Below are 12,435 nucleotides of genomic sequence, written 5' to 3'. Positions count from 1 at the left end.
AGGAGGGTATGAGGATGTCTGTTGCAGAGGTTCGGACTGGAGACCATGTACCGTCGGTTGCGAAGCGGTCAATGATTGGAGGCGTCATCAGTCTACTCATTGACAGTTACGATATTTATTTGCCCGCATTTGTTCTTCCAGCAGCTATGGGGTATTTCGAACCTGATACCTTGCCTGACTCTGCCAAGGTTACCTTAAGTACGCTGATTTTTACGGTTACGCTGCTCGCCCGTCCTATCGGTGGGCCGATTCTTGGTAACTTGAGCGATAAGATTGGCCGAAAGCGCGTGACGATGATAGCCGCTATTGGGTTTACTGTCACAACTTTTCTGATAGGCGTACTCCCTGGTTATGCGCAGTGGGGATATGGGGCCATCATTGCACTCATTGCGTTGCGATTGATTGACGGTATCTTCCTTGGCGGGGGCTATGCTGGGCCAGTTCCGTTGGCAATTGAACGCTCACCCAAACATTTGAGAGCATTTATTGCCGGATTAGTCTCAGCAGGTGCGCCTGTGGCGATTGTGTTTATCAATATTGTACAGCTGTTTGTACTGAAGAACCTCTCTCAGAGTGCATTGTTATCCTGGGGCTGGCGCGTGCCATTTTTCTTTGGCGCCTTTCTGGGCATTTTGTATCTCATTTATTACGCTCGTATTCCGGAATTAGAAGTCACAAAACTACCGAGTAGTGGCGATGCGAATAAGCAGCCTATCTGGCGACTGTTGTCAGGGCGTAATATGAAGGGATTCCTTCAGGTGCTGCTGCTCATGTCTGGGATGTGGTTTGCTGCGCAAATGGCGCTGTCTTTTATGCCGGGGTTGTTGGAGGGCTATTTGCATCAGTCGGCAGCGAATGTGAGCACGATGGAATTGCTAGCGAATTTGGCCACGGTCGTCGGGATGGTTGGCTATGCGGTAATCAGTCAAAAATTCGGTCGCAAGCGAGTTCTATTCTGGGTGGGGATTTCGCTGACGATAGGGGAAACCCTCGCGTTTCTCTTTATGATTCTATTCGCCAAAAGTGGTGTGGGCTTCTTCGCAGTCGGCGCAATGGGGTTTATTGCGCTGTTTCTTGCCAACGCTCCTCTAGGCACGGTCATCGTTTATTTGAACGAGCGGTTCCCTGCAGATGTACGAGGTTCAGGCTATGGAACTGCTTATACCATCAGCCTCATACTCCCCGGACTGTATAGCACATGGATTTTCTTGCTCGGGAAGTTCATGCCGTACGAATATACTGCATTGGTTCTCATCGTGCTTGGCGGGCTTTTATTCATTGTCGCCACTTTAATTGGACCTGAGACGAAAGATGTTGAGTTGCTTAGTGAGGACTTACAGTCCAACCAGGAACTCCTTTTATAAGGGAAAGCTTTACAAGGCAAGACAGAAAGGGGTAAACACATGAGACTTACCGCGGATGAAGAGGCGATGCTAGACGGTAAAGAGGGGCGCGCTGTTCAGCGAGCCATGGAGCTACTTGTTCAATATGGAGATGCTCTTGGAGCCGAACGGCTCGTGGATACAAACAATGTCTGTGGTGCAAACGTTTTTTCTCCTGCACCTGGGCTACCAAAGTTCGAAAGCCATGATCAAATCTTCTCGCAAATGAGCTTAGATAGCGATGAAACCTTTGAAATCCCTCACGTGAAGGCATACAGTTGTCAACTCATTGGTAGAATGGACGCGCGTCACTGGCGATTACAAGGAATTGCGCAGGAAACGCATGATCTCATTGCGGAAAGTGAGTCGTACAATGCGGCACACGGCATTCAACTGATGAATACATGTACGCCGTATCAGGTAGGGAATGTACCGGTGAAAGGCGAGCATTGCGCATGGATGGAATCCTCTGCTGTCGTATATATCAACTCCGTGCTTGGCGCCAGAACGAACGTAGAAGGTCGTGAAAGTACTGCGGCGGCGATGCTGACAGGCAAAATCCCATACTGGGGTTACCATTTGGATGCGCAGCGAGTAGGGACGCACTATGTAGATGTGCAGTTCCCCGTCCAGGATTTTATGGATTGGGGAATATTGGGTTACTACGTTGGGAAGATGGTTGGGGATAAGGTGCCTGTGTTAGACCATGTGGACAGCACGCCAAACTTATCGCAGTTGAAACATTTCGGCGCTGCTGCATCCACATCCGGCGGCGTGGAATTATATCATATCCCCGGTATTACCGCAGAAGCTAGAACTGTCGAGGAAGCGTTTCAGGGCCATCCAGTTCAGGCGCGTTTCTCGTTTGGGCAGCAGGAGAGATTGCAGGTCTATGAAGAGTTAAATAGTACAGCTAGGGATTCGCAGGTAGATCTTGTCATGTTAGGTTGCCCGCATGCAAATATCCAACAGATATGGGAGATTTGCAATCTCTTAGAGGGAAAGAAGGTGCATAGTAATACGGATCTTTGGATTTTTACACCTCATCCGATTCGGGAACTGGCTGACCGCAATGGATATACGAAAATACTGGAGGACGCAGGTGCAGTACTGATGAGTGACACCTGTCCTGCTATCGGGAGATTTTTACCGAAGGGTACTAAGGTAATCGCTACGGATTCGGCAAAGCAGGTCCACTATCTACCTGCGATTATGAAGGTACAAGGCTGGTTTGGTTCCACAAAGGATTGCGTACACGCGGCGATAACGGGGCGATGGGCAGGGGGGATTTCATGAATTCCGTGATATTGCATGGGCGACCGATAGTCGGTGGGTATGCGGAAGGGGAGGCGCTGGTCACCAGCCAAGAGATCTCTGGATGGGGAGGCGTCGAAGCTGCAAGTGGTACTATCATTGAATCGAGGCATGAGTTGCGAGGTGAGTCGTTTAAGGGAAAAGTCCTGGTGTTTCCTGGCGCAAAAGGTTCCTCAGGGTGGTCGGGGATATTTCATACAGCGCGCCTGGCGGGGGCGGCGCCGAAGGCGATGCTGTTCAATACGATGACAAGTAAAGCCGCCTTGGGGGCGATTGTGACACGCGTACCAGCGATTACGGATTTTGACCAAGACCCACTTGCTGTGATTCATACGGGGGACTGGTTAAAGATAGACGGGGACCGCGGTGTTGTTGAAGTGATTAAGCGTGGAGACTTGTCGCATAGCCGAGTTTGACTTTGTAATGAGGTGCCTCCATTGAACACCTCAGTGGAGGCACATTTGGTTTTCAAGGGTTGCGACTAGGAAGATTGCGCGGATACGATGGATACTTTACCCCTCCGTCGCGAGTTCTTTTAACTTCCTCCATAGCGTTGCCCGACTGATGCCAAGGTGCTTGGCAGTGAGATCTTTATTTCCTTCAAACGCCTCCAGTCGGCGAAGGATGACTTGCCGCTCGATATCCTCTAGCGTTCCATCCAAAATAGGGAGCGGATTCGGATCTCGTTCACGCAAGGGGCTTGTCGCGTTATCACTTGCGGATAACTCCTCTACAATCTCCTGCAGCACCTGTTCTTGCGGAATGTCTGCGTTGAACAACACGACGATGCGCTCTAGTACATTTTCGAGTTGCCGGATATTGCCTGGCCACGTGAATCGCGTTAATTGGTCAATGAATGACTTGGCCAGTTGTGGTTTTGGACGTTCATATCGTTTACAGATATTTGTCAATAAGGCATCCACGAGCAGCGGGATGTCTTCTTTGCGCGCCCGAAGCGGTGGGATGTATATGGTCAGGATGTTGAGTCGGTAGAACAAGTCTGCACGAAACCGTCCACTTTGAATGTCCGATTGTAAGTCTCTGTGTGTAGCCGCGATAATGCGCACGTCGACAGGAATAATGGCGCTTCCGCCGATGCGCATGACTTCGCGTTCTTGAATTACGCGCAGGAGTCGTGACTGCAAATCCAGTGGCATTTCGCCAATTTCGTCGAGAAAGATGGTGCCAGTATGCGCAAGTTCAAAGAGCCCAGCCTTGCCATTGCGATTTGCACCTGTAAAGGCGCCTGGCTCATATCCAAACAATTCGCTTTCAAGCAAGTTGCTAGGCAGCGCGGCGCAGTTGATGGGGACGAACGGTCGGTTCTTTCGGTGACTGTGATTATGGATACTCTGGGCGATTAATTCCTTGCCGGTGCCGGTCTCGCCGAGCAGGAGCGTGGTAGCGTCAGCCTTGCTGAAGTGTCTTATTTTTTCTATGACAATCTTCATGTTTGGGGAGACTGCCGCGATATCCTGAAGACTACGTTTTGCGACGAAACCGGTGTGGCTCAATTTTCGGCGGATAGTTTGTTCGAGTTTTTGAATTTGTGTGACGTCTTGCATCGTGAGCACCCATCCAATCGGGGCACCCGCCACTGTGATCCGGCGTTTGGACACCGACAAAATGAAATTGCGAACCTGGACAATTTCTTCTCGAAATTCTTCCGATTGAGCGATGAGTTTCAATAGGTTTGGTTCGTTCTGGAGGACTTCGGAAATCGGGTAATTGAGGATATCCTCGCGATCTTGGCAGAGCAAATGGGTGGCCCGGTGGTTTGCAAGCAGCACTTGTGACTCATTTGAAATAATCAGGATGGCATCCTGAGCGGTTTCGAGCACCATACGAAACTGTTCATTTTTAGTACTTTCAAGAAAGCGGGCGCGGAGGATATTTTCGGCGAGATCGATAGCCTCTTGGACACTTGCGCTGGAGGGCATCAGTTTAATCCCTGGTAGCCCGAATCGCTTGGCGTAGTCGACAGACATCCCGTCACCGACGATACATTCCATCCCATCCGAGATAGCTTGGCGGACGCGCAGATCTAAATCGTCTTCGTATGAAAACACTGGGTAGATTTGAATGTCGATATAACGACCTAATTCCCGGTAATCACAGATGATATTTTCAACGCCGATTAGGCCGATACGTCGGTATTTCGTCTTCAAATTGTGAACCGTCCTTAAAATGTCGAGGATGGTCATTTTGACTTCGACAACGGGGATGCTGACCTTTTGTTTCAATAGGGTCGCTTGCCCGCCTCGCGTGATAATGACTTCAGCCCCACGGGCTTCCTCCTGTTGAGCGATGGGGACGGTTTCCTCAAAGGGGAAGTCGCGGTCATCTTGTGGTGCGTAAATTTTCAAATGATGTTCACCTACAACGGTGCGAACGGTATCAGCGAATTCCTTTGAAGGTGCGATGACCACGATTTTGCTCATAGTAAACTCCCTCCAAGACGCCTTGTTTGACTCAAAATGAGACGATTCGTTTCATTTTGCTACGATTGTATCAACTTGAACAAGTGTTGCGCTACCCTCGTTGTTTTCATGTTTGAAAGCGTTCACTTTTGCGTGTCACGAAGATCATCGTCACTTCGCGGAAATCACGTCTTTTTTGCGTGCGTTAAAAAATATTTGAGTTTTTTCGTATGCCCCCATCCTTTTGGCACGGTTCTTGCTTATTACCTTTGTGCAAGGCTGAAGGGGGTGAAATGGTGGAATTCAATCAATCGGAGATTGCACGGCAGTTGATTGACACGGGGAAATACATGTTGGCCAATCAACTTGCCTGGGGGACGTCCGGTAATTTGAGTGCGAGAGTTGACAGGGAGCATATGTTGATTACGGCGTCTGGCACGGAGATGGGGAACTTGCAAATGGATGACTTCTCCTTGTGCAATTTCGTCGAAGGGACCTGGACGGGAAGTCGCAAGCCATCCAAGGAAGTTCCAATGCACACTGCAATTTATCAAACGCGCGAGGATGCAAATGTGGTCTTACACTCGTCGCCTTTTTACACCACGTTAATGGCATCCAGCCAAGAGCCGATTGTGTCGGAGTTGTTCATCGAGACGATGTACTTTCTAGAGGACGTCGCGTATGTCGACTATTACCATCCAGGTACATCGGAGTTAGGGGATGCGGTCAAGGAACAGGCTGAAATCGCCCATGTCATTATTCTTAGAAATCATGGTGTCATCTTATTTGATGACTCGTTTGCCGATGCGCGTATGCGCCTGGAAACGTTAGAGATGGCCTGTCGCATGATTGTGACGGCGAAATCGGCTGGTATTCCATTGACGAAGATACCAGATAACGTGGTCAGAGATTTCTTGGAGGGCGCACGATATAAGCCACGCAAGCGCGTGCATCGCAAGTAACTGCGCTTCCTTCAGGTGAACAGTGCAACAAGAGCAGGGATTTATACAGACATGAAGACATGCAAAGGAAGTGTCGCAATGAAAGCGGTTATGATAGAGAGCCCATATACAGTGGTGATTACGGACGTGGAGAGCGCGCCACTTGGCGACGACGAGGTTCGCATTCGGGTGAAGGCGGCGGGGATTTGTGGTTCTGACATTCACGCATACAAGGGGCTTCACCCATTTCGCAAACCACCAGTGATTATTGGGCATGAGGTTGCTGGAGAAGTGGTGGAGATAGGGCCATCTGTAACCCGCGTCAAAGTCGGCGACAAAGTGACCGTGGAACCACAAGCTGGCTGTGGGAAATGTGAGTATTGTCTACGTGGGGATATCAACTATTGCGACAATCGCCAAGCGCCTGGCATCGGAAAGTGGTACGGTACGATGGCAGAGACCTTTGTTGCACCAGAACATGTCGTGTTTGCCCTGCCGGGTGACATGGATTATCAGGTGGGGGCTTTGGCAGAACCGCTTGCCGTGGGTGTTCACGCTGTTCGTCGCGCAGGGATTGAGGTTGGAGACAAGGTGGCAGTCTTGGGCGCAGGACCCATTGGTCTGTTGACGCTCGCGGTCGCGAAGGAAGCGGGTGCGACGACGATTCTTGCAACCGATGTATTTGATTATTGCCTGGATACAGCGAAGAAACTCGGTGCAACGCACACCCTCAATATCGCGGGTAAAGATGATTGGGTTGAAGAAGCATTGGAGACTATCGGCGGTCAGTTTGACAAAGTGCTGATAGCTGTGGGCGTGCCAGGGATTTTAAACCAAGCGCTGACACTGGTTAAAAAGGGCGGGCGCATTGTGACTATCGCGATGTTCCATGGTGATCAATCGTTGGATATCATGCAACTTCAAGGCCAGGAAAAGGAATTGGTCGGCTGCTTCTGCTATACGCGTCAAGACACGATGGCGGCCGTTGCGTTGTTGGGAGCAAACCGAATTCTCAGTGACGCCGTGATTACACATGTATTGCCATATGAGCAAGCGGCTGACGGCTTTAGAATGGTAGAGAAGAAAGAGGGCAACCCCCTTAAGGTTCTAGTGACGTTTTAAACGGTCGAGAATGCACGTCACGTGGAAGAAGGATAGATGATTTGATACGGACGTGTTTGGATGGGAGGACCTAGATTGACTGAGGCGCGTGTGCTGGCGACGTATCGAATCGAGACGCCTTACCCCCTTGACTATGCTGCAGCGGTCATGGCCGGCGAGCAATCCACGGGTACATTTGTCTCTGTACCCGGGGAAACGCCATATATCAAGCAGACGTATGGGGCGAGCATCGTCCGAATTACGGAGCTGGATTCGGTACAGACGCCTTCCTTGCCGGGGGTTAAACTACCCGCTGATAAGGCGCAGGTTGTATTTCGTCGGGGTGAGGTTGTTCTTTCCTTTCCATATCACAATTTTGGCGCGTCCATTCCCAATTTACTGGCGACCGTCGCCGGGAACCTTTATGAGTTAAGGGAATTTTCGGGTTTACGGTTGATAGATCTCGATTTACCTATTTCATTCATCGAGAAATATCATGGTCCACAATTTGGAATTGAGGGGACCCGAAGACTCGCCGGTGTCTATGAACGACCGCTTGTTGGCACGATTGTGAAGCCGAGTATCGGGTTGTCGATGGATGAACTCCGCGCGTTGGTAAGGGAGCTTGCGCTTTCTGGCATTGATTTCATGAAGGATGATGAACTCAACGCAAATCCTCCATATGCGCCACTCAAAGCAAGAGTTCAGGCCGTGATGGAGGAAATCGAGCGGGCCGCTGACCAGACGGGCAAAAAAACGATGTACGCGTTCAATATTACGGGGGATATGGATGAACTTCGGGAACATCACGATACGGTGGTTCAAGCAGGCGGGAACTGTGTCATGGTGGGCATCAACAGCGTGGGCTTTGCCGGTGTATCGTATTTGCGCCAGTTTGCAGAGGTGCCGATTCATGGGCATCGCAACCAATGGGGGGCGATGACTCGATGCCCGTACTTGGGGATGGAGTTCCGAGTGTATCAAAAGTTGGCCCGTTTAGCTGGGGTCGATCATCTGCATACGAACGGCCTAAACAATAAATTTTTTGAGTCGAACGATTCCGTTGTTCAATCTGTTCAAGACTGTTTGACACCGATGTTCGGCGACGACACGGTGATGCCAGTGCTCTCTTCAGGGCAATGGGCCGGAACAGCGGTTGAAACCTATCGAGCGATTCAAACCGTAGATGTTTTGCATTTGGCGGGTGGAGGCATTATGGCCCATCCCGGCGGTATTGCAGCGGGCGTGGAAAGTATGAAACAAGGCTGGGAAGCGGCTTTGCATGGGCAAACCTTAGAGGCGTACGCCGAAACTCATGTCGAGCTGGCCCAGGCGATGGAGAAGTTTACTCGTTCTTGATGAAAACAGAGTAATTTTACTTTTCTTGTAAGCGCTTAACAGAATGTGACTATAGGCGGTGTCAGAGATGCAAGCAGATCAGGTGAAAACCGAGGGAAATGTGCAGAAACAAGCACGGTTGCGCGTTCCGGGATTGCGTTGGTGGATGTTCAGTTTCTTTATTCTAGTCATGATTATCAATTATATTGATAGATCTTCGCTGTCGATTGCCATGCCGTTGATTGGCAAGGATCTTCACATTAGTTCATTGACCACGGGGGTTATCCTCAGTTCGTTTGGTTGGACCTATGCCCTGATGCAGTTGCCCGGTGGCTGGCTTGTCGACAAATTGAAACCGCGCAAAGTGGTCTCTACCAGTCTCATTGGTTGGGGCATCGTTGAAGGTCTGACTGGTTTTGTTGGCGGTGTTGCATCACTTGTAGGCATGCGAATGTTTCTTGGCGTTTTTGAGGGACCCGTTCAGAACGGCGCGAACTCCTCACTCACGCGCTGGTTGCGCAAGCATGAACGCGCTCGAGGCAGTACGTTGGTCGACGGCGGTGGCCCATTAGGAACGGCGTTTGGCGGTCTGCTGGTGACCGGTCTTATCGTCTGGTTGGGTACCTGGCGTCTTGCATTTGGAGCAGTAGGACTTTTGACAGTTCTCATCGGCATTTTGGCTTGGGTGCTTATGCGCGATAATCCGGCTGAACATCCCCTGATTACGCAGGAAGAAGTCGCATATCTCGACAAGATAGAGACAGAGGATGACCGCGATGAAAACGCCTACCCATCTTCTATCCACTACTTCAAGCATGCCAGTCCATGGATGTTGCTTCTGGCGTTCTTCGGTTATGATGCAGTACTTTACGGGCTTTTGACATGGGCCCCTTCATACGTCAGCAAGGTTCAACATGTATCGTTTGGGATGACCGGAATCTGGACATTTGTAATTTTCGGTGCAGGATTCGTCGGTGAATTGTTTGCGGGTCAGTTGGCGGATCGGTTGATTCGCGCGGGTGCATCTGTCAATGCCGTGATGAGGACGTTGCTGGGATTCGCCGGCGTGGGTGTTGCTGTGGCCATCATCCTTGTGAACTACGTTTCGACGCCGACTGCTGCGATTTTACTGATCAGCCTCGCGAATTTCTTCTTGCGTTGGGGTGGCTTGTACTGGAGTGTTCCGGCGCGGCTTGCGGCCAATCAACACGTTGGTCAATTGACGGGCGCTATGAACTTTTCAGGTAACGTGGCGGGGATTTTGGTGCCGATTCTCGTCGGTTGGATTGTCCAGCAGAGCGGTGGCAGTTTCGTTGGCGTCTTCGTGATGTTTGCTGTGGCTGGTTTACTGATGGCGGTATCGTCTGTGGCTATCAACTATTCGCGGAAGCTGACGTCATAAGTCGTAAATAGAACAGCACATTGGAGGTTCGACACAGCATGCGGGATGATTCAATAGAGAGTGGGAAAATCGTTCTTTCGTTTTACGGAGATGACTTCACCGGATCGACCGATGCCATGGAGTCACTGACCGTCCATGGCCTGCGAACCGTATTATTTCTGGATGTGCCGGACCGGGCGGTGTTGGCGCGTTTCCCAGGCATTCAGTGTGTGGGCGTTGCGGGGAATAGTCGCGTGATGAACCCCAGTCAGATGGAACGCGAACTGCCGTCCATTTTCCGGGCGTTGCGGGAATTGGGCAGTGATTATGTACATTACAAGGTTTGTTCGACGTTTGATTCCTCTGTGGAGATTGGGAATATCGCGACGGTGCTGCGCATCTCCCAAGACACCTTCAAACAGCAATCATGGACGCCAGTGTTCGTCGCTTCGCCAGACCTTCAGCGGTATACGGTGTTCGGCAATCATTACGCCGCGATGCGCGGAGACGTCTACCGCCTCGACAGGCATCCAACGATGTCGCGCCACCCGATTACGCCGATGCACGAGGCAGATTTACGCCTTGTTTTGCAGCAGCAAGGTGCAGGGGCTGTTGAACTCATTGATGTCCTCCATCTCAATGGCACCCAGGCGGAAGTATGGGATATCCTCCAGCGCAAACTCGCAAACCAGCCAGAGGCGGTAGTTTTCGATGCGCTGACGAAGGAGCATGTGCAACAAGTCGGCGCTGTACTCGCGCGTGCACGGCAAACAGATGAGCCCATGTTTATTGTGGGGTCTTCCGGTATCGGCCATGCCATTTCTGCGATTCACGGCCATTCGCATACGGCCCCGAAGGCGGCAGATAAAGACGTCGAAATGCACAAGGTAGATCAGCTCCTTGTGGTATCGGGAAGTTGCTCGCCCGTCACCCAACAGCAATTGCAGTGGGCACTGAATCATGGATTTGAGGGCATCCACCTGTCTTTGCAAGCGGTGATGGATGAAACGGACAGCAAGGCTGGGCTCCAGGACATCGTGAAGCGAGCTTGTGACGCCGTGCGCCATGGCAAAAGCTTGATTATTTATACAGCGCTCGGGCCAGATGACCCGAGTATTCAGGAAAACCAGCGGCAAATGATTGATAGTGGTTTACAAATTTCCGACTCGGGTCGAATTCTTGGGTCTTATTTAGGGGAAGTATCCAGACAGGTCATTCAAGAGACTGGGATTCGGCGATTGGTCATCTCTGGTGGCGACACGTCGAGTTATGCAACACGGCAATTGGGGATTTACGCGATGGAAATGATTACGTCGATTTCACCTGGAGCGCCACTGTGTCGCTGCTATTCTGACGATGTGCGCATCGATGGTTTGGAGCTCGCTTTAAAAGGTGGTCAGTTTGGCGGAGAAGATTATTTTATGCAGGTTTTAAACCTGTAAATGGCGAGGGTGGCGGGATGGCGAGTGCCATCCCGTTCGCCGCGAACGGCTTTCTATATGGACGGATGGGGATCTTGCGCTGTCTTGTTTGTGACGAATTGATACTACATAATTTATTTTGAGATACTGTACTTATAGATGAGAAAGAGGAGTGGACCATCATGTCTAACTTGTTTGACAAGCGAAAGACCGTTCGCCGTTATACCGATGAGCCTGTGCCAAAAGACGTGATTCTGGATGTACTGAGGGACGCTCAAAAGGCGCCATCTTGGGCCAATTCTCAGCCATGGGAAGTCTATGTGGCTAAGGGAGAGACGTTGGAGCGGCTGCGCAAGGCTTATTTGGAGGCATATGACAGTCAACAGGCCCCGGATGACCGTGATATGCCAAAGCCGAAAGCGTGGCCAGACTATTTGCAAGAGAGAATGAATGCGTCATATGCGAGGGTGTTTGAGCAAACCGGTATTGCTCGCGATGACGAGAAGGCGCGTGCCGAAAATTGGCGGAATAACTTTGCGTTTTTCAATGCACCTGTCGCTGTGTTTTTATGCCTGGACCGCTCCCTCACAGAGTGGTCGACGCTCGATGTGGGGATTTATGCGGGGAACTTGATGTTAGCTGCGACACAGCATGGGCTCGGTTCCACGCCTGCGGCCAGTTCTGTGTCATATCCCCATTTGCTGCGGGAAATCCTTGAAATTCCAGAACATCATCGGATTATCGTCGGTATCATGATGGGGTATGAGGATAAAGACCACCCGTACAACCGCGCGTCCAGTATCCGGGTTCCAGTGGAAGAGACCATTCACTTCAGAGGACTTTGATAGATAGCGTTTTTCGATTTTAGATATTGTGCAGATTTGGGCCCGTTGCCAATAGGCGAGGGGCCCAAACGCATGGTCGCGCGAGTGACATTCAACCAATCACCTCGATATTTCCTGACTCTGGACGATTTCGTGCTACACGCCTCTTCTCTACGAGTTCACACCCTTGCCTTACAACCTTCACAAAGAGTTCTGGTATTAAGTCAATATGGTGGACACACCAAACCGAGAATGTATGAAAATCCCATTTCGTTTGCTTAGGCTGCAGGTTTGTGTGTCCGTTCGTACGTCG

Annotated in this window: 10 protein-coding genes; 9 read left to right on the top strand and 1 reads right to left on the bottom strand. The window is 50.8% G+C overall.

The window, feature by feature from the left end:
• The first annotated feature begins 14 nt into the window (after positions 1-14).
• From J3482_RS12105 to J3482_RS12095, 3 genes are read left to right on the top strand one after another with little or no spacing between them, the layout of a single operon-like run.
• Complete coding sequence (locus tag J3482_RS12105; RefSeq protein WP_188332304.1) at positions 15-1,364, top strand: MFS transporter; 1,350 nt, start codon at positions 15-17, stop codon at positions 1,362-1,364.
• Between the two features lie 39 nt (positions 1,365-1,403).
• Positions 1,404-2,678: an aconitase X gene (locus J3482_RS12100; RefSeq protein ID WP_146823849.1), complete on the top strand. Its 1,275-nt coding sequence runs from the start codon at positions 1,404-1,406 to the stop codon at positions 2,676-2,678.
• A complete protein-coding gene (locus tag J3482_RS12095) occupies positions 2,675-3,112 on the top strand; it encodes an aconitase X swivel domain-containing protein (RefSeq protein WP_146823848.1) in 438 nt (145 codons plus the stop codon). Before J3482_RS12100 ends, J3482_RS12095 begins: the two co-directional genes overlap by 4 nt.
• A gap of 96 nt (positions 3,113-3,208) precedes the next feature.
• On the opposite strand, the gene J3482_RS12090 is transcribed toward J3482_RS12095, so the two are convergent.
• A complete protein-coding gene (locus J3482_RS12090; RefSeq protein WP_146823847.1) occupies positions 3,209-5,137 on the bottom strand; it encodes a sigma 54-interacting transcriptional regulator in 1,929 nt (642 codons plus the stop codon).
• A 275-nt stretch (positions 5,138-5,412) separates the two neighbouring features.
• Between J3482_RS12090 and J3482_RS12085 the strand changes: the two genes are divergently transcribed.
• From J3482_RS12085 to J3482_RS12060, 6 genes are all read left to right on the top strand, one after another.
• Positions 5,413-6,078, top strand: a complete 666-nt coding sequence (locus tag J3482_RS12085; protein ID WP_223204209.1) for a class II aldolase/adducin family protein — start codon at positions 5,413-5,415, stop codon at positions 6,076-6,078.
• Between the two features lie 78 nt (positions 6,079-6,156).
• Positions 6,157-7,179 carry a zinc-dependent alcohol dehydrogenase gene (locus J3482_RS12080; RefSeq protein WP_146823845.1) on the top strand — a complete coding sequence of 341 codons (1,023 nt, stop codon included), beginning with the start codon at positions 6,157-6,159 and terminating at the stop codon, positions 7,177-7,179.
• A gap of 75 nt (positions 7,180-7,254) precedes the next feature.
• Complete coding sequence (locus tag J3482_RS12075) at positions 7,255-8,517, top strand: ribulose-bisphosphate carboxylase large subunit family protein (protein ID WP_146823844.1); 1,263 nt, start codon at positions 7,255-7,257, stop codon at positions 8,515-8,517.
• Positions 8,518-8,584: 67 nt separating this feature from the next.
• Complete coding sequence (locus tag J3482_RS12070; RefSeq protein ID WP_223204208.1) at positions 8,585-9,898, top strand: MFS transporter; 1,314 nt, start codon at positions 8,585-8,587, stop codon at positions 9,896-9,898.
• A gap of 38 nt (positions 9,899-9,936) precedes the next feature.
• Positions 9,937-11,319 (top strand): four-carbon acid sugar kinase family protein, encoded by a 1,383-nt coding sequence (locus J3482_RS12065; protein ID WP_146823843.1) that lies wholly within the window; start codon positions 9,937-9,939, stop codon positions 11,317-11,319.
• Between the two features lie 161 nt (positions 11,320-11,480).
• Positions 11,481-12,143, top strand: coding sequence for a nitroreductase (locus J3482_RS12060; protein WP_206922468.1), 663 nt, complete (start codon positions 11,481-11,483; stop codon positions 12,141-12,143).
• The last annotated feature ends 292 nt before the right edge of the window (positions 12,144-12,435 follow it).

Origin of the sequence: Alicyclobacillus suci, assembly GCF_017329615.1 — a bacterium.
Lineage (GTDB): Bacteria > Bacillota > Bacilli > Alicyclobacillales > Alicyclobacillaceae > Alicyclobacillus > Alicyclobacillus suci.
Note: the sequence above shows the minus strand (reverse complement) of the source record. Positions and strands in the feature narration are given on the sequence as shown.